This is a genomic window from Paenibacillus sp. N3/727 (genome assembly GCF_022637315.1).
In the GTDB taxonomy this organism is placed as follows: Bacteria; Bacillota; Bacilli; order Paenibacillales; family Paenibacillaceae; genus Paenibacillus_AQ; species Paenibacillus_AQ uliginis.
This window is the reverse complement of sequence record NZ_CP093336.1, coordinates 2122181-2143993: the sequence shown is the minus strand read 5'-3', so window position 1 is coordinate 2143993 and position 21813 is coordinate 2122181. Positions and strand designations below refer to the sequence as shown.

27 protein-coding genes and 1 tRNA gene are annotated in these 21813 nt (G+C 44.0%); 12 read left to right on the top strand and 16 right to left on the bottom strand.

Going from position 1 to position 21813, the window contains the following annotated elements:
* Window positions 1-115: 115 nt before the first annotated feature.
* From ptsP to aroA, 4 genes are all read right to left on the bottom strand, one after another.
* A complete protein-coding gene (ptsP, locus tag MNQ98_RS09450; protein ID WP_241932942.1) occupies window positions 116-1879 on the bottom strand; it encodes a phosphoenolpyruvate--protein phosphotransferase in 1764 nt (587 codons plus the stop codon).
* On the bottom strand, window positions 1876-3759 hold the full coding sequence (locus MNQ98_RS09445; protein WP_241932941.1) for a glucose PTS transporter subunit IIA: 1884 nt from the start codon (window positions 3757-3759) through the stop codon (window positions 1876-1878). The genes ptsP and MNQ98_RS09445 overlap by 4 nt, the downstream gene beginning before the upstream one ends.
* A 123-nt stretch (window positions 3760-3882) precedes the next feature.
* Entirely contained in the window at window positions 3883-4305 is a 423-nt protein-coding gene (locus MNQ98_RS09440; RefSeq protein WP_241932940.1) for a CoA-binding protein, read from the bottom strand.
* Window positions 4306-4356: 51 nt separating this feature from the next.
* Complete coding sequence (gene aroA / locus MNQ98_RS09435) at window positions 4357-5649, bottom strand: 3-phosphoshikimate 1-carboxyvinyltransferase (protein WP_241932939.1); 1293 nt, start codon at window positions 5647-5649, stop codon at window positions 4357-4359.
* A 143-nt stretch (window positions 5650-5792) separates the two neighbouring features.
* On the opposite strand from aroA, the gene MNQ98_RS09430 reads away from it, so the two are divergent.
* The gene (locus tag MNQ98_RS09430; protein ID WP_241932938.1) at window positions 5793-6101 is read left to right on the top strand and encodes a rhodanese-like domain-containing protein; all 309 of its coding nucleotides are present in this window, start codon (window positions 5793-5795) and stop codon (window positions 6099-6101) included.
* A gap of 90 nt (window positions 6102-6191) precedes the next feature.
* Here the strand turns inward: MNQ98_RS09430 and MNQ98_RS09425 are convergent, their stop codons facing one another.
* Window positions 6192-6725: a shikimate kinase gene (locus MNQ98_RS09425; protein WP_241932937.1), complete on the bottom strand. Its 534-nt coding sequence runs from the start codon at window positions 6723-6725 to the stop codon at window positions 6192-6194.
* Between the two features lie 180 nt (window positions 6726-6905).
* Between MNQ98_RS09425 and MNQ98_RS09420 the strand changes: the two genes are divergently transcribed.
* Window positions 6906-7214, top strand: coding sequence for a hypothetical protein (locus tag MNQ98_RS09420; RefSeq protein WP_241932936.1), 309 nt, complete (start codon window positions 6906-6908; stop codon window positions 7212-7214).
* Here MNQ98_RS09420 and gndA read toward each other — a convergent pair.
* The gene (gndA, locus tag MNQ98_RS09415; RefSeq protein ID WP_241932935.1) at window positions 7198-8607 is read right to left on the bottom strand and encodes an NADP-dependent phosphogluconate dehydrogenase; all 1410 of its coding nucleotides are present in this window, start codon (window positions 8605-8607) and stop codon (window positions 7198-7200) included. The two genes, MNQ98_RS09420 and gndA, sit on opposite strands and share 17 nt — an antisense overlap.
* Window positions 8608-8809: 202 nt before the next feature.
* Window positions 8810-9406 carry a hypothetical protein gene (locus MNQ98_RS09410; protein ID WP_241932934.1) on the bottom strand — a complete coding sequence of 199 codons (597 nt, stop codon included), beginning with the start codon at window positions 9404-9406 and terminating at the stop codon, window positions 8810-8812.
* A 368-nt stretch (window positions 9407-9774) separates the two neighbouring features.
* Between MNQ98_RS09410 and MNQ98_RS09405 the strand changes: the two genes are divergently transcribed.
* Window positions 9775-10398, top strand: a complete 624-nt coding sequence (locus MNQ98_RS09405) for a YktB family protein (protein WP_241932933.1) — start codon at window positions 9775-9777, stop codon at window positions 10396-10398.
* An 87-nt stretch (window positions 10399-10485) separates the two neighbouring features.
* On the opposite strand, the gene MNQ98_RS09400 is transcribed toward MNQ98_RS09405, so the two are convergent.
* Window positions 10486-11775 carry an MFS transporter gene (locus MNQ98_RS09400; protein ID WP_241932932.1) on the bottom strand — a complete coding sequence of 430 codons (1290 nt, stop codon included), beginning with the start codon at window positions 11773-11775 and terminating at the stop codon, window positions 10486-10488.
* A gap of 187 nt (window positions 11776-11962) precedes the next feature.
* Here MNQ98_RS09400 and MNQ98_RS09395 point away from each other — a divergent pair, with 187 nt between their 5' ends.
* Window positions 11963-13441, top strand: coding sequence for an aminotransferase class I/II-fold pyridoxal phosphate-dependent enzyme (locus MNQ98_RS09395; RefSeq protein WP_241932931.1), 1479 nt, complete (start codon window positions 11963-11965; stop codon window positions 13439-13441).
* 62 nt (window positions 13442-13503) lie between these two features.
* On the opposite strand, the gene MNQ98_RS09390 is transcribed toward MNQ98_RS09395, so the two are convergent.
* Together MNQ98_RS09390 and MNQ98_RS09385 are read right to left on the bottom strand one after the other, a co-directional pair.
* Window positions 13504-13827, bottom strand: coding sequence for a DUF1292 domain-containing protein (locus MNQ98_RS09390; RefSeq protein WP_208914850.1), 324 nt, complete (start codon window positions 13825-13827; stop codon window positions 13504-13506).
* An 87-nt stretch (window positions 13828-13914) separates the two neighbouring features.
* Entirely contained in the window at window positions 13915-14469 is a 555-nt protein-coding gene (locus tag MNQ98_RS09385) for a copper amine oxidase N-terminal domain-containing protein (RefSeq protein ID WP_241933885.1), read from the bottom strand.
* 213 nt (window positions 14470-14682) lie between these two features.
* Between MNQ98_RS09385 and MNQ98_RS09380 the strand changes: the two genes are divergently transcribed.
* On the top strand, window positions 14683-15420 hold the full coding sequence (locus tag MNQ98_RS09380; RefSeq protein ID WP_241932930.1) for an MBL fold metallo-hydrolase: 738 nt from the start codon (window positions 14683-14685) through the stop codon (window positions 15418-15420).
* An 85-nt stretch (window positions 15421-15505) separates the two neighbouring features.
* A complete protein-coding gene (locus MNQ98_RS09375; RefSeq protein ID WP_241932929.1) occupies window positions 15506-15742 on the top strand; it encodes a DUF3892 domain-containing protein in 237 nt (78 codons plus the stop codon).
* Window positions 15743-15820: 78 nt separating this feature from the next.
* Here the strand turns inward: MNQ98_RS09375 and MNQ98_RS09370 are convergent, their stop codons facing one another.
* Together MNQ98_RS09370 and MNQ98_RS09365 are read right to left on the bottom strand one after the other, a co-directional pair.
* Window positions 15821-16267, bottom strand: a complete 447-nt coding sequence (locus MNQ98_RS09370) for a GNAT family N-acetyltransferase (RefSeq protein WP_241933884.1) — start codon at window positions 16265-16267, stop codon at window positions 15821-15823.
* A 320-nt stretch (window positions 16268-16587) separates the two neighbouring features.
* On the bottom strand, window positions 16588-16854 hold the full coding sequence (locus MNQ98_RS09365; protein WP_241932928.1) for a hypothetical protein: 267 nt from the start codon (window positions 16852-16854) through the stop codon (window positions 16588-16590).
* Between the two features lie 140 nt (window positions 16855-16994).
* Between MNQ98_RS09365 and MNQ98_RS09360 the strand changes: the two genes are divergently transcribed.
* A tRNA-Val gene (locus MNQ98_RS09360) sits at window positions 16995-17067 on the top strand.
* A 161-nt stretch (window positions 17068-17228) separates the two neighbouring features.
* On the opposite strand, the gene MNQ98_RS29610 is transcribed toward MNQ98_RS09360, so the two are convergent.
* The 4 genes from MNQ98_RS29610 to MNQ98_RS09345 all read right to left on the bottom strand — a co-directional run bounded on the left by MNQ98_RS29610 (window position 17229) and on the right by MNQ98_RS09345 (window position 18442).
* The gene (locus MNQ98_RS29610; protein ID WP_277883736.1) at window positions 17229-17351 is read right to left on the bottom strand and encodes a hypothetical protein; all 123 of its coding nucleotides are present in this window, start codon (window positions 17349-17351) and stop codon (window positions 17229-17231) included.
* Window positions 17348-17617: a hypothetical protein gene (locus tag MNQ98_RS09355; RefSeq protein ID WP_241932927.1), complete on the bottom strand. Its 270-nt coding sequence runs from the start codon at window positions 17615-17617 to the stop codon at window positions 17348-17350. Before MNQ98_RS09355 ends, MNQ98_RS29610 begins: the two co-directional genes overlap by 4 nt.
* Window positions 17618-17621: 4 nt before the next feature.
* The gene (locus MNQ98_RS09350; RefSeq protein ID WP_241932926.1) at window positions 17622-18011 is read right to left on the bottom strand and encodes a helix-turn-helix domain-containing protein; all 390 of its coding nucleotides are present in this window, start codon (window positions 18009-18011) and stop codon (window positions 17622-17624) included.
* A gap of 248 nt (window positions 18012-18259) precedes the next feature.
* Window positions 18260-18442: a hypothetical protein gene (locus MNQ98_RS09345; protein WP_241932925.1), complete on the bottom strand. Its 183-nt coding sequence runs from the start codon at window positions 18440-18442 to the stop codon at window positions 18260-18262.
* Window positions 18443-18830: 388 nt separating this feature from the next.
* On the opposite strand from MNQ98_RS09345, the gene MNQ98_RS09340 reads away from it, so the two are divergent.
* The 5 genes from MNQ98_RS09340 to MNQ98_RS09320 all read left to right on the top strand — a co-directional run bounded on the left by MNQ98_RS09340 (window position 18831) and on the right by MNQ98_RS09320 (window position 21521).
* On the top strand, window positions 18831-19262 hold the full coding sequence (locus tag MNQ98_RS09340; protein ID WP_241932924.1) for a hypothetical protein: 432 nt from the start codon (window positions 18831-18833) through the stop codon (window positions 19260-19262).
* A 202-nt stretch (window positions 19263-19464) separates the two neighbouring features.
* Window positions 19465-19680 (top strand): hypothetical protein, encoded by a 216-nt coding sequence (locus MNQ98_RS09335; RefSeq protein WP_241932923.1) that lies wholly within the window; start codon window positions 19465-19467, stop codon window positions 19678-19680.
* Window positions 19681-19931: 251 nt separating this feature from the next.
* The gene (locus MNQ98_RS09330) at window positions 19932-20162 is read left to right on the top strand and encodes a hypothetical protein (protein ID WP_241932922.1); all 231 of its coding nucleotides are present in this window, start codon (window positions 19932-19934) and stop codon (window positions 20160-20162) included.
* Between the two features lie 36 nt (window positions 20163-20198).
* The gene (locus MNQ98_RS09325; protein ID WP_241932921.1) at window positions 20199-20378 is read left to right on the top strand and encodes a hypothetical protein; all 180 of its coding nucleotides are present in this window, start codon (window positions 20199-20201) and stop codon (window positions 20376-20378) included.
* A 99-nt stretch (window positions 20379-20477) separates the two neighbouring features.
* Window positions 20478-21521, top strand: coding sequence for a hypothetical protein (locus MNQ98_RS09320; RefSeq protein ID WP_241932920.1), 1044 nt, complete (start codon window positions 20478-20480; stop codon window positions 21519-21521).
* Window positions 21522-21813: the final 292 nt, after the last annotated feature.

Below are 21813 nucleotides of genomic sequence, written 5' to 3'. Positions count from 1 at the left end.
ACGACTGAGTTCAATCTCATCCGTGACGGCTTTGTTCAAATTTATCTGGTTTGGAGAAGGCTTGTCCTCTCAAAAAAACGATCATAATATACTCAGAGTTAGACTAAAGGCACCATTACGAAGCCGAAATATCCGTACCGTTACCATCGTTAAAAAAACTGTTCCGTTCCGCGAAATTGGTAAGACGTTCTTCAACCTCAGCACTCGTACGAAGCTTGAAACAGGCTATCGCCTCCTTCTTGGCCTCCTCCGAATTCGTATTAAGAACACGGTGCTTCACCTTAAGCAAAGAAAGCGGAGACATACTCAGATCCTGCACACCGAGCTCAAGCCAGAGTGGAACTGCACGTTCATCGCCGGCGAGTTCTCCACATACACTGACAGGTATTCCAGCTTGCTTGGCGGCCTCTACAGTAGACCGAAGCATACGAAGCACCGCCGGGTGGAACGGATGGTACATATGAGCAATCTGCTCGTTCATACGATCCACCGCCAGTACATACTGCACTAAATCGTTCGTTCCAATACTGAAAAAGTCACTCTCCTCAGCAAGGAGATCGGCAATGATCACCGCAGCAGGTATTTCTATCATAATACCAGCCTTGATGTCAGGATTATAAGAAATGCCGCGGCGGTCAAGATCGGCCATGGAACGTTTCAAAATTGCATTAGCCTGGCGTACCTCTTCAACGGAAGAGATCATCGGATATAAAATCTTAACATTTCCGTAAGCACTGGCTCTTAAAATCGCGGTCAACTGCGTTTGAAGCATATCCGTCTGATCCAAACTGATCCGAATTGCACGATATCCGAGCACCGGGTTTTCTTCCTCAGGCAATGAAAAATAATCTAGCTGCTTGTCAGCACCGATATCTAGTGTGCGGATCACAACCGATGAATCCCCTGCTTTTTCAGCAGCCTGCCGGTATACCTCGAACTGTTCATTTTCCGTAGGAAATGTACTACGATCCATGAAGAGAAATTCCGTACGGAACAAACCTACGCCCTCAGCACCATTTCTCAAGGCTGTATCCAGATCCTTCAAGGAATTCATGTTTGCAGCCAGATGGAAATACGCTCCATCTTTTGTCACAGCTTCTACAGATGAAAGCAGCTGAAGCTGTTCCTTCTTCTTTCGCTGCTCATCCGAGATAGCCTTATAACGGTCCAATATCATCTGATTGGGATTAATGTACAGATAACCCTCATCTCCGTCCAACACAAGGAACTCTCCTGTCTGGATCGGCTTCTCCAAACGGTTCTCAACACCAGATACTAGCGGAATCCCGATGGCCCTGGCCATAATAGCGGAATGTGAAGTCTTGCCTCCCGTCATCGTTACAATGCCCAAAACATGAGATGGGTTGAGGTGAGCAAGCTGCGACGGAGACAGCTCCTTAGCCACCAGAATATACGGCTGAGTATCCGATGGCAGCGTCACTTCAGGAGCACCAAGCAAATGTTTGAGAAGACGGTTTCCGACATCCTTGATATCAAGCGCCCGCTCTTTCATATATTCATCATCGAGCAGATCGAACATCGATACAAAATGGTCAATAGCTTCCTTAACAGCAACTTCGGCCGCTTTGTATTGACGCTCAATCAGACCCTGAATTTCATTCATGAACACCGGATCCTCCAAAATAGCGAGGTGTGCATCAAAAATATGCGACTCTTCATCCCCCACCATTTCTTTGAATTCGTTCTTGATATATTCAATTTCATCCTTGGAGGTCCGTATGCCTTCATAAAGGCGCTCGAACTCTTTGGCCAAATCGACGGCGTCGATTTCAGAATCTGGCAGATCAAGCTCCCAATGAGGAAGCACAAACGCCTTGCCGAACGCAACGCCCGCTGCTGCGCCAATGCCTTGAATCATGATTCTCTACCCCCAGCGTTACTTTCATTTAATACAACTGACATGACCGATGATTGCCCTTTTTTGACCGATTTGAACGGTGCAAAACTCCATGACCTTACTTTATCCGGATTCGTAATAACCATTGGTGTTGCAAGTGAGGCCGCGTGTGTCTTTAGATAACCAAGATCAAATTTTACCAGTAATTGTCCTGGCTCCACCGCGTCTCCTTCGCTTACGACGGCCGTAAACGGCCCCTTCAGCTGCGAAGTATCGATACCAATGTGTATTAGAACCTCCAAGCCTTCTGGCGTCGAAATACCGATAGCGTGCATTGTAGGATATATATGCATAACCGTTCCGTATACAGGCGATACCAACTCACCCTTTTCCGGAATAAAGGCCACACCGCTGCCCACCAGCTTGGCTGCAAAAATATCATCCGGCACTTCCTCAATCGGCAGCATCCGGCCTTGGACTGGAGCACTGAACAATACCCGTGGCAGATCCCGCTGCATCAGCTTGTTGATCTCCTCGCGGATCAGCTCGGAATACGTACCGAATACAACCTGCACGTTGCCGCCGCCCAGCTTAATAATGCCTGCCGAACCGAGAAGCTTAAGTGCATTCGTATCAATCTGACGATCGTTGTATACGGTCAACCTTAACCGAGTCATACAGGATTCCACCTGTACGATATTGTCCTTGCCACCCAGCGCATCCAAAATTAGCGGAGCCTGATACGGGATATTCCCGGCCCATCCTTCCAGCGCAGACCCTTCCTCACGTCCCGGTGTTGGAATCCCGAACCTGCGGATCGCCCACCTGAACAGAAAATAATAAATTAATCCGTAGGCAATACCAATCGGAATGAGTATCCACGCATTTTGGGACAGATGATAGTTGATCACAAAATCGATAAACCCTGCGGAATAAGAAAAGCCATGATGAATATCAAATGTATACGTCAAAACCATGGCAAACCCGGCCATCAACGCATGCAGGACATACAAATATGGTGAAGCAAACAAAAAGGCGAACTCTATCTGCTCTGATACCCCTGTCAAAAAACATACGAGAGCCGAACGCATAAACGTCTTTTTGACCTTTGGTTTCAGATCCTCCCGTGCTTCCCCAATAATTGCGAATGCAATAGCAGGCAGGGCAAACATCATGATCGGAAACAATCCGGCCATAAAATCCCCCGCTGTCGGGTCACCTGCAAAAAATCGGGGCAGATCACCTTGAACGATCGTACCGTCCGCTGTTTCATATGTACCAAGCTGAAACCAGTAAACATTGTTTAATATATGGTGAAGCCCAAAAGCCGTCAGAACCCGGTACAAAATCCCGTATAAAAACAATCCGAATCCACCCATGTGTACGGTCAGCGTATAAAAGGCTTCAAACCCGTTCTGTATGAATGGGGCAACACTTATCATTCCCCAGGCAAAAAGGGCGGAGAAAAATCCCATAGTGAGCAGAACAAAACGAGAGCCTCCGAAAAATTGTATCGCCTCCGGAAGCTTTATATGTTTAAAACGATTGTAAACTATACTCGAAACAACTCCGAATATAATACCGATCAAGGTTGATGGCTGAACGCTTCCGTCACCGGCGATCGAGGTGACCTGAGCATAGATGAACATACCTGCCAGCGCCGCTAATCCCGCAGGACCTCCCTGATTAGACAGTCCCCAAGCGACTCCAATCGCGAATAAATAGGGCATATAATAGAACACACCGTGGCCGGCCGCAGAAGCGATCTCGCCCAAATTTTCAAATCCCCATGAAGCCCATGGCAAACTCCCTACACTAAGCAGGAGAGCTGCCGCAGGAAGAGCCATCGTAGGGAGCATGACCGCTCTGCCCAATTGCTGTAATGATCCCAACCAGTTCAAGGCGAGCCCTCCTTTCTATTCTAGATGGTAAGCGCTGATCTGGATTTTGTCAAAAGATATGGCCTATGAAAAAAAGGACAAGCCCCAATGCTGGGACCTGCCTAACACTTTAGTCATGAATGATTATTTCCCCCTCACTGCGATGGAATCCTCTACCTTTATACACCGATCCATGATCGCGATCATACCGTGCTCATCGGCAATTGCTGCAGCCTCGCTACTAACTACACCTTGCTGAAGCCATAGTACCTTAGCACCGATCTCAGCTGCCTCACGCGCCACGTCAGCACAGTATTCACTTCTTCTGAACACATTCACAATATCAACCGGCTCAGGGATGTCCTGAAGTGATGCGTAACACTTCTCACCCAGAATTTCGGACGCTTTTGGATTCACAGGGATAATCCGATAGCCTCGGTTTTGCATTGCCTGCGAGACCATATATGACGTACGATCCGTTCGGTCTGACAAACCAACGACCGCAATGTTGCCGGCATTCCGTAAAATGTCGGCTATTTGTTCACGTGAGGGATTCTCAAACGCCATCTTGAATACCTACCTTTCCGGAGTTTCCCGAAGATTTCTTATACCGCTAATCTATTCTACCCATTCCACATCGGCGCCAAGCGCTTTTAAATGATCGAAGTATTGAGGATATGACTTAGCAACATGGTGCGCGTCCTTAATGAGCAAGGGTTTCTCAGAACGAAGTCCAACTACGGTCAGAGCCATAATAACCCGATGATCATAATGCGCATTAATTTCTACGCCGCCTTCCACACCTTCCGGACGACCGTGAACGATGATTTCGGCCAGCTTTTCCTCAACATTTGCTCCTGCTTTGCGAAGTTCGTTCAAATAATCCGTAATCCGGTCACATTCCTTATAGCGAAGATTCTCCACGTTATAAAAACGTGAAGTTCCTTCCGCGAACACTGCGGCAGCAACCATGGCCAGAACAGCGTCCGTTGCCGTATCCCCGTCAAATTCCAGCGCCTGCAGTTTGCCGTTTCCTTGTACACGAACATCCCCATTCTTATGTGTCAGAGGAGTCTGCATCATCTTCAGCACATCGATAATCGCTCGTTCACCCTGCTTGCTGTCCTCGGACAAATTTCGAATCGTCACATCCGATTGTGTAACCGCGGCAGCGGCAAGAACGGCTGCCGACCCAGGATAGTCCCCCTGCACGGTATATGTTTTAGCTTGATAGCTCTGACCTCCCGGAACACGGAAATGCATATAGTCATCAGTTGCATGAATGACGATGCCTGCCTGTTCAAGTACTTCAAGCGTCTGGCCGATCACGACCTTAGACTTTAGATCACCTGTAACCGTAATTTCACTGTCTTCCGCTAGCAATGGCGTAACGAACAGCAGCGCACTGAGGTACTGGGAGCTGACCGAACCCGAAACCGAAATATTTCCGCCTTTCGGCTGGCCACCACGGATTGTAATCGGCAGCCGTCCATTGTTGTGATCCACCTCAACCCCTAGCTGACCAAGCGCGTCGATAAGGTCATCGTGGGGACGTTTGCCAAGTGAATCCGGATAAGTATTTACAAATGTAACTTCCTTGGACAATGCAGTAATTCCCATCAAAAAGCGGAGTACGGCTCCTGCATTTCCAACATTCAGTTCTGTCACATCTTTCGGAGAGCGTCCAAAGCCAGTAATAACCGCCTTCTCGTCATCTTCAACCAGCGTTGCTCCGAGGTCCTGAATGCAGCGTCTCATCGCATCGCTATCTTCACTGTGGGCCGGATAGTAAATCGTACTTTCCCCTTCGGCAAGCGCCGCGACAAGCAAATAACGAGTGGTATAATTTTTGGAGGACAACGCTCCAATCTCCCCTTTTAACTCGGGTGTCGGTCTGACAATAACGTCCATTATGTATTCTCTCCTTTTTTATTAAGCATCGTTCTATCTTTATTCTCTTTTCACAAAATGGAAAAATTGACATGTAATTCTCTGCTTCGGTATCATAAAGGCATAATTATATGCACAATAATCTTCAGAAAAGAGGTCACATAATGAAGCCGATTTCTCAAATTGAACCTTCCGAATTAAAAAGCAGACTCCAAAGTGGAGAAAACATTTACATGATCGACGTGCGTGAAGACGATGAAATTGCGCAAGGCATGATTGCCGGCGCCAAGCATATACCGATGGGTGACATCCCTAGCCGGCTGGACGAAATCCCCCGGAACACCGAAGTTATTTTCATCTGCCGCAGCGGCAGACGCAGCGAGCATGTGTGTAATTTTTTGAGCCATCAGGGTATCGACAATATTGTCAATATGAGTGGCGGTATGCTCCAGTGGTATGCGGATGAGGAATAATCCCGCGGACAGGGTCCCTCATTATGTGGTTACTGAGCTGGGCGGGAATGGTTTCCCGCCTCTTATACGCCGGATTATAATCCTTGAGGCTTAGCCGCGGTAATGCATTAAAATATCAAGGGCTACTTCTTGAGCAGATTTTCCCGTTGTGTCCACGGTAACATCCGCAAACCTGTAACATTCCTTGCGTTCCTTCATAATCTGCCGTACTCGTTCCTCCAAGTTCCCGGCCAGCAGCGGACGACCCACATCTCCCCGGACACGCTGGGCTATAGCCGCTTCATCAGCCGTAAGCGCTGCTACCCAGCCTTTGCTGCTCATAAGCTCACAATTTTCTTTCCGAAGCACAGCTCCTCCACCAGTGGCAATAACAAGTCTTTGTCGTCCGAGAACTTTCTCTAATACATCAGCTTCTGCATTGCGAAAAAAAGGTTCACCTTCAGACTCAAACATGGCCGGTATCGACTTACCCACCGCCTTCTCAATTTCAGAGTCCAGATCAACGAGGGTATAATTCAATTGCTGTGATATTAGATGGCCGACCGTGCTCTTCCCCGTCCCCATCATACCGATCAGAATGATATTGCGGTCTGTTTGATTCAATTCCTCACCCCATTTACGCATTCATCCTATTAAACTTTTTCATATCATACCACAGGCCGAAAAGTTTGGACAATCCAGCAACCTAGCCTGATGAGAGCATTTCATATATTTATATTTTACGAGTCTATGTTTTGCCCATTTGTCATATAAATAATAATACCCATTTCAAAGATTAAGATTGTCAGGAGTGATACCAAGACTATGTCTCACGACCATTTCACCCGACCGGAACCACCAAAGAGACTCAGCCAGATTTTGGACCCTTCGCATCCTCTCTGTCGTGAGGACATTATATGGGTCCTGCACTACGTACAAAAAAAAGTGGCTTCGAAAGACCCAGCGCTGCTGGACCTCTCAAAGCCACGGTTATTGCAAAGCTTCAACAGTTACTGTGAGGCAGCTATGCTACTGCTCAACAGTAAAGCGCACTTTCATGCCGATAATGACAACATTCGCGCCTGTCTATTGGATATCGTGCATGGACTAACCGATATTAATCCATCCAGTTGAAGTGGAATACGCCTTCTTTATCCACACGTTTAAAGGTATGCGCTCCGAAGTAGTCACGCTGCGCCTGAAGCAGGTTGGCCGGAAGATTCGCTGTACGGTAGCTGTCGTAATATGCCAACGCACTTGCGAAGCCTGGTACCGGAATTCCCAAAGTCACAGCGGAAGTGATGACCTTACGCCATGCATCCTGATAATTTTCAATGATCTCTTTAAAGAACGGATCCAAGAGCAAGTTTTTCAGTTCAGGATTATTATTGTATGCGTCGGTAATATTTTGCAGGAAACGGGAACGGATGATGCAACCACCACGCCAAATTTTAGCCAGTTCTCCGAATTGAAGATCCCAGTTGTATTCATCGGAAGCTACGCGAAGCTGTGCAAAGCCTTGAGCGTAGGACACGATTTTGCTCGCGAACAGCGCTTTGCGGACATTTTCGATAAATTCCGCTTTGTCGCCAGAGAAGCTTTCCGTTTTTGGACCGTTCAAAATTTTGCTTGCTTCCACACGCTCTTCTTTCATAGCTGACAGGAAGCGGGAAAATACGGATTCGGTAATCATCGACAATGGAACGCCAAGATCCAAGGAACTTTGGCTTGTCCATTTACCGGTACCTTTTTGACCAGCGGTATCCAGGATGACTTCAACCATCGGTTTACCAGTCTCTTCATCGTATTTCGAGAAGATATCAGCAGTGATTTCAATCAGGTAGCTGTCGAGCTCGCCTTTGTTCCATTCCGAGAAAATGGCATGCAGTTCTTTGGCATCCAGTCCCAGCACATCCTTAAGGAGATGGTAGGCTTCGCAAATCAGCTGCATGTCGCCGTATTCAATGCCGTTGTGGACCATTTTTACATAATGCCCAGCACCATCCGGGCCGATATATGTACAGCAAGGTTCTTCGTTTATTTTAGCAGAAATCGCCGTTAAGATCGGTTGAACCAGTTCATATGCACTCTTTTGTCCACCAGGCATGATGGAAGGCCCTTTAAGCGCTCCTTCTTCTCCGCCTGATACACCGGCACCGATGAAACGGAAGCCTTTGGCTTCAAGCTCTTTGCTACGGCGAACGGTATCCGGGAAGTAAGCATTACCTCCGTCGATAATAATGTCACCTTGGTCCAGATGAGGCAGAAGCTGCTCAATCGTACCATCAGTAGCTTGTCCAGCTTGAACCATGATTAGAATTTTGCGCGGAGTTTCAAGCGACTCCACAAATTCCTCGATGGAAAAGGTTCCAGTAAGGTTTTTTCCTTCCGCTTCCTTCAGCAAATCCTCAGTCTTTTGCGGAGAGCGATTATATACGGATACGGTGAAGCCTTTGCTCTCGATGTTAAGAGCCAAATTTTTACCCATTACAGCAAGGCCAATCACACCAATTTGTTGTTTTGCCATCTGGTTTCTCCATCCTTTACTCCAATATATTTTTGTACATATTCATCCCATACTGTCAAAATGAGAGATTTGTATCAATACTCTTATATTAACGTTTTTCATTGGAGAAGTGAACCCCTCCAAAAAGAAAATAGGCCGCGCGAAAACACCCCTGGATGCTTGAGGTGTTGTTCGTGCTTTTTTAGTTTGTGCAAGAATCCTGTTACCATTCAAGACGAAACAATTCCAGAGATAGCTCCTGAAGTCTTTTTTTGCAGTCGTCAGCGGCGCTTACATTTCCCGCTTGTATCGCCTCGTGCAGTTTCTCCAGCTCGTCATCGGTCTCCAGCCTGCACAGCAGCAATCGGCGTTCCCCTTCCTTCGATTCGAACAGACGAACCATCTCTTGCTCCGTCATTGGCGTTCCTTTCTGGTAGAGCACACGCTGCCGATAGCCTGAGATCTCTACAAGCCGGATAACTTCGCCAAACAAAATATTTTCAATCAAAATCTGCCGGTCTTTAAACCGTTTAACGACCGCATGACCGCGCGTGTTCTCGATCAACTTCTCCATCCACTCCGCAAGTTTCGGATCCCTGATCATATAATCACCGACCAGTTTATAGCCGCTGCCCGTACGTTGGAAGCGCAGTTTCACAAGCTTTCGACCCGTCCTGATCGAAATAACGAATTGGACCTCGTTCTCACTCCAATAAAGCGAATACCCTTCCTGAATCAGTTCCTTAATCAAGTCCTGGATATGCCGGCGGTCAAACCGGAGCTCCAGATTGCAATACTCCACTTCCTCGCTCTTATTCACGGCACTCCCTCCCCGGTACTCCTTCTCCTATCTTACGCGGCTGAGATGTTTTACCCCGATGGACTGCTTTGACGTTGTCTTATCTATATCTTATACTTCATCTTATGTAACGGTAACTTGGTTTATTGACTATTTTTACCCTCCAAGAAGAAACGCCTTCGGCGTCCTTTATAAAGGATGGCGGCGTTTCTTCGAGAAATATAAGTCAAGTATGTAACATGAAATTTATACTTTCTTATATTTCAAAAAAGGGGCCCAAACCTTATACTCGGCTTATGTCCGGTTATTGCCCGGTCCGCCTCAACAAAGGGTCTCGTGGGTTGTCCACAAACACACGTTATAACTAGATACAGGGAGGCTGTATATATATGAATTTCACGGGATTTACCGCAGACGATTTCGATGTATTCCTTGTTCCAGGTCTGGAAAACCGTATGGAAGTGTTGATTGAACGTGTCCGTCCAAAGCTGGAGACGCTTGGCGCAGAGATTGCTCCATACATATCCGCCTTATGCGGCGAAGAAATGTTCGTCCATGTTGCCAAACACGCGCGCCGTACCGTCAATCCACCTATCGATACTTGGGTTGCCTGGGCAGCCAATAAACGCGGTTACAAGGCGCTTCCCCATTTCGAGGTTGGCATGTTCGAATCGCATCTGTTCATCATTTTTGCGATTATATATGAAAGTCCGAACAAAACCGTGTTCGCTGGCAACCTTGAAAAGCAGTTATCCAAAATCAATTCCAAGCTACCCAAGTCATATTACTGGTCAACGGATCATATGAACCCTGATGGCATACCACATGCCGAGATGGATAAAGAAAGCTTCGGCGTTCTCATCAACAAACTGAAGCAGGTGAAAAAAGCCGAAGTTATGTGTGGCCTTCGCATTCCTCGAGAGGAAGCTGCAAGCATTGAAGGTGATAAGCTGGTCGAAACCATTCAGGATACCTTTGAGACCCTGCTTCCACTGTACCGGATAGCATTTTAAATTTCGGGTTTAAAAACAAAATATAGCCTTCATTCGCATTATGCGAGCGAAGGCTATATTTTGTTGTACCTTTCTTATGACTCAAGCCTAGGCACGGCTCGGATGAACAGATGGTCTCTGACGGCGACTAAGGAAAAGATGGATGAAGAACAGTATCCCCATAACGATTCCACTCGCTATAAATGGTGCACCGTGACCAACACCGTCCCACAGCCAGCCAGATACGATGGGTCCAAACACCATGCCTGAGCCCTGCAGAGTTAAGAAGAAGCCCCAGACGGTACCTCTCTCGCCTTTCGGGACCATACTGGCAACAAAGGTGTTCCAGGCCGGTAAAATCATGGCATACGCGATACCGACAACGGACACCAGACCAAATACAATCGGTAGTGATGTAAACAAAGTAAAAATACTCAGTGTAAACGCGCAAAGCAGAAATCCGGCGTTCAGAAACCATTTCGTTCCAAAACGGTCAATCAGTTTACCTGCCGGAATAAGTGCAAGCACCGTAATTCCTCCCCCGACAATGAGCATCAGACTATATTGGTTTGGTGAAGCCCCAAGCTCGTTGCTGACATACAGCGTCAGTACCGGACTGAGGAGCCCGATGACAGAGGACTGTAAAAATAACGCTGGGTACACCAGCCAGCTGACATTCAAAGTCGTCTTTATCTGATGAAGTGTAGCCTTGACGCTTGTCCGTAGTTTGTTAAACCCATATTTTAATCCCTTTCCAGCAGCTGCTGCAGAAGAAGAAACTTCGGACTTCACCTTTGACTTTACTCTGCCTGGAAGCAGCAGCGCGGTCAGGACAAGAACAATGCCCGCTCCAATCATAATTAAGAAAGTTGTCTGATAATTTTTGTTCGTATGCTCCATAACAAAGTTCATCGTGATCGGCCCGACTCCCGTTCCTGCCAGTGCCGCAGTCTCCAGGGCTCCCATCGCCGTCCCGTTGCTGTTGTTCGGGCCGGATATTTCCGTGGCTCCGGTCATGGCGCAAGGCCATAGAGGAGCTGTTCCCGTTCCAAGGATAAGGCATGCTAGCGACAGCCAAAACGGCCCGTCGGTAAACGCAATAATCACCACGCCGATGACAACCATCGACAATGCTACGGACATGGTTGCCCGGAATCCAAGACGTTCCGCGATCCAGCCTGCAGGACTGCGGAACAGATTGTCCCCCAAATACTGTAGGGCAAAGGCAACGCCAATAACGGTTCCCGATACACCCAGAACATTTTTCATATATACCGGCAGAACCGCCACGAGTAATGATCCCTTAATAAACTCGACCAAAAAAATAATCGCGAGCAGCTCAAAGAAAAAAGGAGACAATAATCGGCGCTTTTTCACCGGGGAAATGACTTGCGACATATTTTCACATCCCATCGTTCATACTGTTACAGCGATATCTCTATTCTTGCCTGTTCTCGGGAAGACATGCCTCCTATATCCTTTGCTTGCATTCCCCCTCCATTTTGCTATACTCAATTTTGTTTATATGAAACACAAATAGACAATCATAAACAATTTCACACACAGAAAGGTTGTGACAGCGTCCATGGACCATAGCCGTACACCGCTCTTCACCGCATTGAAAGAACACGCGGCCAAAAACCCGGTGCAATTTCACATTCCGGGGCATAAGAAGGGTCTCGGTACTGATGCAGAATTCCGGGAATTTATAGGGGATAATGCCCTCTCGATAGATTTGATTAACATCGCTCCGCTAGATGATCTTCATCAGCCTACCGGTGTGATCGAAGAAGCACAGAAGCTTGCGGCAGATGCCTTTGGAGCGGACTATACCTTCTTTAGCGTTCAGGGTACAAGCGGAGCGATCATGACAATGATCATGTCTGTCTGCAATCCTGGAGACAAAATCATCGTTCCCCGCAATGTTCACAAATCCGTATTGTCTGCCATTATCTATTCCGGAGCCAAGCCTGTATTTGTATCGCCTGCACAGGACTCCAATGTAGGGATCGATCATGGAATTACAATTAGCTCCGTGCGCAAAGCGTTAAAAAGACACCCTGATGCCAAAGCGGTTCTTGTCATCAACCCAACCTATTTTGGGGTCAGTGCAAACCTGAAAGAAATCGTAGATCTGGCACACAGTTACAACGTACCTGTCTTGGTTGATGAGGCACACGGTGTACTGATTCATTTCCATGAAGAACTGCCGATGTCAGCGATGCAGGTCGGTGCCGATATGGCCGCAACGAGTGTCCATAAGCTTGGCGGATCGATGACTCAAAGCTCTGTACTCAATGTCAACACGAAGAATGGTTATGTGAATCCGTTTAGAATCCAAACGATTATCAGTATGCTAACCACGACGTCAACCTCTTACATTTTGCTTGCATCACTCGATACGTCCCGGCGCAATCTGGCACTGAATGGACGTGAAATGGCCCAAAAAACGATTGATATGGCCCAGTATGCCAGACAGTCGATCAATGAGATCGAAGGCTTGTACTGCTTTGGGGAGGACATTTTGGACGGTGGCGAAGCGACCTATAGCTTTGACCCCACTAAACTGACTATTCACGTACGCCATTTAGGTATTACCGGATATGAGACCGAGAACTGGCTTCGTGAGCACTACAACATAGAGGTCGAACTCAGTGATATGTACAACATTTTGTGTTTGATCACACCTGGAGACACAACGGAGTCCATTGAAACATTAGTCACCGCTCTCCGGCATATGTCCAAGACTTATAATAACGTAAACGAAATTAATGAGCTGATCGTTAAAATCCCGGAAATTCCTCAGCTTTCTCTAATCCCTCGGGACGCGTTTTATGGCGATACAGAAGTTGTTCCGTTCAAGGAATCTGCAGGACGGATTATTGCGGAGTTCATTTATGTATATCCGCCGGGTATTCCTATTCTCCTGCCGGGCGAGGTTATTTCCCAAGATAACATCGATTATATTATTGACCACGTAGATGTCGGACTTCCGGTTAAAGGACCAGAGGACCGCAGCATTCAAAACGTTAAGGTCATTGTTGAGGCCGACCCGATCTTCTAAAAAAGGCGGGAGAGATCAAAGACCCCAGTGCGTTGCACTGGGGTCTTTACGTCTAACATATACTATTCCTGAGCTGCTACCAGCTCGTTATAAGCTGCTTCAACCGCATTCCATTCTTCTTCATCTTCGATATTGTAAAGAACCATTTCTTCATTCTCTTCTTCCATACGAAGAATGACGCCGTCTGCTCCCGGATTTTCACGCTCAAGAAGAAGTGCATACAGTTTCTCGTTAACATCAAATGTCTCTACGAGTACCATTTCCACTTCTTTGCCATGCTCGTCCGTCAAAGTAAGCACAAACTCTTCATGGTCGTGGTCGTGCTCATGATCGTGATCGTGACCGCAGCCACATGCATCTCCGTGTTCATGTTTGTGATCGCTCATTGAGTAATACCTCACTTCAGTTAAAATTATCTACTCCCGTATGGTAACATGGAAAAATAACTAGGTCAATTTACCAACACCAACACATTAATTCAAAACTGTAATTACTTTTTCAGCCACTTTTACAAAGCTGGATTCAGCTGAAGTCTTGATGTAAAAGCCGACGGAATACTTACCGACTGTGTTGAAATCATAAGTGAAGTCATCCGTACGGAACCAGAAATTATCTTTACTATTCTTGACTTCCTGGGTCTGTATATCCGTCACTTTTCCGGCCGGATCCGAGATCGCAACTTTAACCGAATGGATGTTATCATTTAATGTATCGATTTGGCTGAACACATTAAATTTCAGTTTGCCTCTATTTACGTTCCCGAAAACAGTATTTCCTTTGAACAGGAAAATATGCACATTGGGCTGGATAATAATCACTTTTCCGCTATCCTTGTCCCAATGTACCGCACCATTAATATCACGGACCGGAATGTATGTTTTGCCTTCAATCAGATAGCCCCCGTCTTTCAGCTCCTGGCCATTCATCCATACTCGTACATGTTCTTTAAAGGAATCCGCAAACAACAAAGAGCTTCCGCCCATTAATGAAAGGACAAGTGTGCAGGCCATTAGTTTTTTCCATTTCAATTTCATATAAACGCATCCCTCCGCTACTTTTTCTAGTTGTTATATGTGTATACTACAAGGTAAAAAACAAAGTTGCGCAGATACAGGTAATTAATGGTCAATTTTTTTAAGTTAAGGATAAACACATAATAATCCGTGTAAATATACAGAGAATTCGTTAAAATATACCTATTAGCTTACTCTATTATCATTATCGCCTGGAGGTTGAGTTTATTGACACTAAAACTACAAATGCTCGGTACCGGTGGTGCTTTCGCAAAGTCTTTTTTTAATAACAATGCACTTATCATTGACGAAGACTTTACCCTTCTTCTCGACTGCGGTGTTACAGCGCCTATGGCACTTCATCGTCTCGGTCAATCCTTTGAGTCTGTGGACGCTGTGCTCATTACGCATATTCATGCGGATCACGTTGGCGGTCTAGAAGAACTGGCGTTCAGAATGAAAATGCAATACAACCGCAAAATACCGTTATACATAGCTGAAGCGCTCGTTATGCCGTTATGGGAAAACACTTTGCGTGGAGGATTGTATCAGGAAGGATCAATCACGTCTCTGAATGATGTATTTGATGTCCGTCCACTTCAACCAGGGACAGCAGTTGATATATCACCGGGCATTCGGGCCGAGCTTATCCAGACACGGCATATCCCGGGGAAGGACAGTTTCTCCATCTATTTCAATGACCGCATTTTTTACAGCGCAGATATGATTTTTGATCCGGAACTGCTAAATCGATTGGTGAACGAACGCGGTTGCGAAGTTATATTGCATGAGTGTCAGCTCGAAGGCCATGGTGCGGTTCACACCACACTAGAAGAGCTGCTGAGCCTGCCGGAGCATATCCGTAAACAGATCTATCTCATGCATTACGGCGACGAAATGAGAAGTTATGAGGGCCGTACGGATACAATGCAATTTCTCGAACAGCAACGTATTTACGAGTTGTAACAGCAGATAGATATCTTTATTCCAGTCCGTTCATGAATAGAATGCTGGGTGTAGCGGGGAAGCTAGGTGTGGGAGGCGATATCAAATGAACAATGATCAACAAGCAGAAGTAATAGCCGTACGTAAGAACGGTGACGGTGACATTGTACAGCTGAAGCTCGATACAGGCTCTGTCGTAGACTACAAGACAGCTCAACAAATGGTTCAGAACAATGAAATTAAGAACCTGAACGTATTTCGTGGGCGGGACAATGAGATGCATCTTCGTTCCAATGCCGATGGCGACCCGAGCAACAACCTTGATAATATGCCGATATTTTAAGAAAAACGTCTATCGACTTAACAAAGACCCCGAACATTGATTCGGGGTCTTTTAGTTAGAATGGCTATAATTTTACGTTTATTGAAGTTGTTTTTTCATCCGTACATGGGGTATCCCGGCATCGTCAAAAGGCTCGTCCGAAATGGTAACGTAACCGAGCTTACTGTAAAAAGCTTCCGCCTGGCATTGTGCATCGAGCACGGAATGTAACAGCTTTAGTTCACGAGCTTGAGTCTCCATAGCCATTAATAGCACACGACCCAGACCTTTGGAACGAAATGGTTTCCGTACGGCAATACGCTGCATTTTGGCTGAATCTTTATTGTAATATGTTACCCTGCCTGTTGCCGCATATTCCCCTTCGTATTTAATCAGGATATGATGCGCGTCGGCATCCAAACTATCAAGTTCGTCGATCTCAATATCTAACGGTACCTTCTGCTCAATCACAAATACTTCCTTACGAATGTCCAGCGCTTCACGCAGTTGCTCCTCTGTTGTAACATTGATGATTTCTGCTGCCAATACAAACACCTCTTTTATATGGGGAATTTCCTGCATCACTTCGCCGGATATAGATGAATTATTATACAAAATTTTTGTTTTCCTGTATAGTAGAGTGAAATGTATACTATTGGAAGGGAGCGGGCGAGCAGGCATGGATATGGGATGGACTATTTTTTGGGCTGTCGTCATTTCAGTACTGTTGATTTACCCCATGTTTTATACCATCAAAAAAGGTTATTCCCGCAAATGGGATGATGAATAGAAAGCAGACCACAAAACCGTCAGCTCTTTCCGGGCGACGGTTTTTTGTCATGCTGTTACCGTTGAGGTAATCTCGACTATTTCACTGAATCTCGAAGACTATCCTGCCGCTTTAGAGACGGTTCAGGAATCAGTCTCTCTCCCCGTCCCCGGCCAGACGAATAAACATCTTTATCGACTGAACGGTCATAGACATTTTGCAGTACAGGTACGGCTGGCGCTTGTAGGTTTTCCATCTCTACGGACGATCTTGAGGAAATACTGCACCCACCGAGCATTGGGACAGCCAAAAGCACGGTGCAAATTCCAATCCCACTTAATCTCAGATGCTTTCTTACCATCATGCACCCTCTCTCCTTCTGGAAAAATCATGCTTTCCTTTAGTCTGAACCGGATTATCAGATTTTATAACGAGAAAACAATTGACACCTGTGAAGACAGCTGATAATATATAAATTGTCTTTCGAAATTGCATATTTTTCATGATCTGTTAGCTCAGCTGGGAGAGCACCATCTTGACAGGGTGGGGGTCAGTGGTTCGAGCCCACTACAGATCATCACTAAGAACCCTTGCGTAGCAAGGGTTCTTTCTTGTTTCATAAGCACTTCTTCTCTTTATAATTTTAGCGATTGACGCAAAACTGACGCAAAAAAAAGCCGATAACCTATGCAATTTAGCATAAATCATTGGCTTTGTTTGAAATCAATGTCTTAGTCATTACTTCATATTTATAATATCATCTTCATCAAAATACCTAATCACAGTCTCCTTCTCATCTTGCTTCCTAAATATGAACCCTTCTTCTTTCACAGTGACAGTGTCAGATGGTTCGTGAGTCATTTCATACCTCCTATTTCAAGATTTTTATTCATGAGATCATAGACTGTTCTCAACTTAATACTTGTAAATTGATGAATATTCTTTGCTGTAAGGTTGTTAGGCAACTCTTCATGCGATAAGGTATCTTTAGTACTACTGATTGGCTCTCTTGTTGCTATCTTCCTTTCGCTTTCTTCATTTAGCCCAGCCAAATACTTAAGTAAAGCTCTGTTCAAGAAATGATACAAGTTATTCATTGCTTGCTCAGATGAATGATCATTTTTCATATAATCATCTCCTCCCTTTTTCATTATTTAATGAAGCTTTTATAAGACTTTCTTCATATTCCAATATCCATTCACGTTTGATACGTGGTTTATTTCCATATTTGAAGCTTTTTAACTTTCCAGTACTGATCAACTTAGATACAGTTGATCTACTTAGCCTAAAATAACTCATTACATCTGAAATTGTACAAACAGGAGGAAGAATTTCTGCTTCATTATTGTGCTCGTTTTTAATAGAGGAATTAGTAATATCTTCTTTGATATTGATTGTAACTTGTTGTGCAATCTCATTCTTTAACTCCTGCTCCCTCTCTTCCATTAATAATTGAAATCCTTTCGCAATAAGTTTTAAAAACTCTTCTTCATATGGTTCCAGTTTTCTATTCTTAGTCATGACAAGTCTACCTTTCCATATAATATAGTGATCCAAAAAAAGCTAAATGAATTACCAATGAAATGCTGCTACTCAAATAAATAAAAACCCCATAGGTATTCACCTACGAGGATGCAACTTTATCATGATGGATTTCTATTGAAATTCATTTTTTAATAAGTCATATTAATCACTTCTACCTATGAATTTGAGTGGTGTTTAATGACGTCCTGTAATCACGATACATTGATTTTACAATCTTATTTGCATCAATAGTCGCTATCAGCAGAACTCATTTTTGTATTAACTGATACTTCAGTATTCGTTTCTTCAATCGATGAGGAAAAATTCAGTATAGTCTTATTTTCTCGCTTTTCGAGAACAAGTTTTATTCCTTTTACTATCAAATCTAAAGCCTGATCCTCATACGGTTCGAGTCTATTAATTTTCATCCTTATTTTTCTCCTATTGAATAATAATTAAGCTTTAATACTCTCTAGGCTATGAGAAGAGTGTTGTTTATAAGTTCGCGTTCCAATTAAGCTTCCCTTCCTACAACATTCAATTTTATTATCGTAAAATCAGTTGACCAAAATTCGCAGCAGCTTGCGCTCAAGATCAGGAAGCATTTTATCCCCCTATGCAAACATATGTACCTTATCCAACACTGCTATTATTTCAACCTTCATCTTCAAAGGCACTTGATTCATATCAAGACTATTTTTATCCACTTAAGTATTATATAAATCTCTATTTTTATGTAGAATTTTAACTTCATTAGTCTGCAAAATGATGATATAATTACTGAGAAATAATTCCTTTTAAGGAGGTTTTTTGATTTTGAGACTACATAATACACTAAAGTGCTTATTGATCTCTACTGTCATGTTGTCAAGCATCAGTAGTATTGCAGGTGCTTCAGAAAGCATTGCCACAAATAGCGGACAACCTAGCAATCAAGATGGTGTTTCATTTGGTCAAGTTCTACCGTTTGGAACAGGAAGTTGGAATTTTAATATACGTTCTAGTGCTTTTACGCTCTCAAATGGTACAATTACTGTATACTCTAACCCTGGAGTGAATGATGAACCTAGTATTGATAATTTTGTGGCAGTCGAATTATATAAAGATGAAGGTCTATATGCCAATAAGGTATTGAGCGGAACCAAATCTGATTCCGCAACCTTTAAGAATCTTACAGGAACCTTTTATGTAAAGGTTTTTAATTACAATTATCCTTGGCTTTCTGGAACATATACTGTGATATGGTAGTTGGATACAAACTCTAATTTTTTTCCGGAGTAAGCCTGTCTTAGTAAGAATAAGATAATAAAGAGCCGCAGGAATACGGGACTGACCCCGGTTTGTGAGACAGGGATCAAAACACCTTGCAAGTTTAAGCAGCCAGTCGTCGGAAATCCACCGGTGACTGGTTGTTTATTTTCGCTTCAGAGCATTTAAGGGAGAAATACTAATGTGGAATAAAGAAATAAAGGTAGCCATACAGAAGAAGCAGCAGCTAACAATCCGCCTGATTGACGGAGAAGTACATGAGGGAATACCAGAGGCTTGCACGGATCGGGTGAAGCTGCGAAATGATAATGGTGTGATATATATACCTCTTGCGGATATAAAGCATGTGAGTCGTGTAATAGAGTTAAAATGTAAAACAAACTCTTTTAACAAATAAGCTGTTTCAGCATTTTTTAAAATAAAGTACATTGAGGAGATCCTGTGAAAAAACAATCTGCACCGGCAAACGGGAATATTGTAAAAACAATCAATTTATAACACTATTCCACAAATCAACTCTACCTTCAAATAATATCTTGAGCACCTGTCTTAAGGCCCCATATGAAGTGTAAATAAACACCTAGACTTAAGCACTATAAAAAGTTAAAATCAAGTAATTATTTACATGTTATGGGAGGTAATAGATACATGAATTCTATTTTCAAAAAAATTCTCACTATCTTCTGCTTGTTCATTCTACTTTTTTCAGCTAGTTTCCAACCCAAAGCAAAAGCAAATCCGGGTTTGGCCATACCTGCAGGAATTGAAATCGGCGCAGGTGCATACGTGGGCGTTGCGTTGGTATTGGCAGGTACTGCAGGTGTATTGGGTTACACAGAGTATAGTGATGAGATCCATGCACATGCACAGAGGGTATAGGATGGTGCACAAGAAACAGTTAAAGAGTCATTTAGATTGTCGATAGAAGCTGCTAATGCAGCGGGTAGTTATGCTGTTTCTTTGTCTCAGGATGTGGTTAATTTTTGGAAGTCTGTGTTTCCAGAGATGATTGATACAGCTAATGCAAATGTAAATTATGTGGTTAATACTCCTACAGGCACTTTTAAATACTCTGGGTCTGAAAGGTTGGAATAGAATGCAAGTTATAACGGCAGTAGTTATGTAGGCGGATATATTGTACTGAGGTCTAACGGAGGAGATTGGCAAGGTTATAACGGTTCGAGACAAGTTACTTTGTCTAGAGTGTACGATAATGCTGGGGTTTTTAGATATATAGGATTATCAGCACCTGCGGTATCTGAATGGCAAATTAGAAAAAATGTAGATTTAGGATCTAATAATTCATTGACTGCTTTAGTTGCATTAATGAATGGTGCTATAAATCCGTATTGGCCTAATGACAAAATTGAATTTAAAGCAGTAATACCTGCATCTACACAGGCACAAAACACATGGATTGATCCGTCGATTGATAGCATGTTACAACGTGATCGGGCAGGCAATCCGCAGATACTTATACCAACACCTACATTTGTACCCAAAGTAGCTCAAGGTGTACCAAATGCGGGGCAAGCGTTACAGTGGGACGGTACGCAATATAAGCTAGGCAAAGACGTTTACACTGGCCCGATAGATTGGGATATCCCTAAGCCAACGATTAAGGATAAAACAGTTGTTGTGCCATTGCCAAATGCCGATGGCATTATAACAAATACAAAAATAAATGATTACACTTGGGACGGTACTGGTGTATCGGTTATAAACAATGATATTGAAATTGATGAAAAAAGAGTAGGTCATATTTTTAGAGATAGTGATGGACATTTTACTGAGGATACAGCCGAGAATCGCGAAGAATTATTAAATACAGCAAATGAGGATAATTATTTAGGTGAAGATCAGTATGGTAACGATTGGTACGCGAAAAATAGAGACGATGGGTCACAAATATGGGTACAAGCAAGAAATAATAAAATTATAAATGGTGGACTTAACCCTACTCCAAGACCCTATAATGATATGAGTGGTCTCAGCAAACCTACAAAACCACCACAAAAAATATTAAATATTGCAGGTGAAGAAGTAATGTCGCTATCAGAATTAGAGGCTTTTAATGCAATGGTTGATTTCTTGGAAGAGTATTATAAGAGAACAAAAGCCGATGAAATCGGGGGTCTTCTTAGCAGTTTAATAATCTTAGATGATGGAATTACTGCTGATCCGGCTGCCTGGAAAGATTGGATCCAAAGTGTTTCGCGAATAAAAGAAAATAATTAAAATTCATTAGCCACTAATCGTGGATTTCTGTGGTATCAATCGTATCAGCTTAATTACAATAGGCATAGTTATTGCAAGGTGGTAACCATCTATAACAATCAAAGACCCTACCAGCATATAAGCCGGTAGGGGCTGTTTTTTGATTTGTCTTACACCGTGTGGTCAGTTCCTATTGCACTATCTACTTAAATTTTCATTAAAAACTGTAGGTAATTCATTCCTTTTTGTTATTAACCTTTCCTCTTACACCCTTAATCCGTGTGATTAAGTCACCTATAAAAACCACGATCAA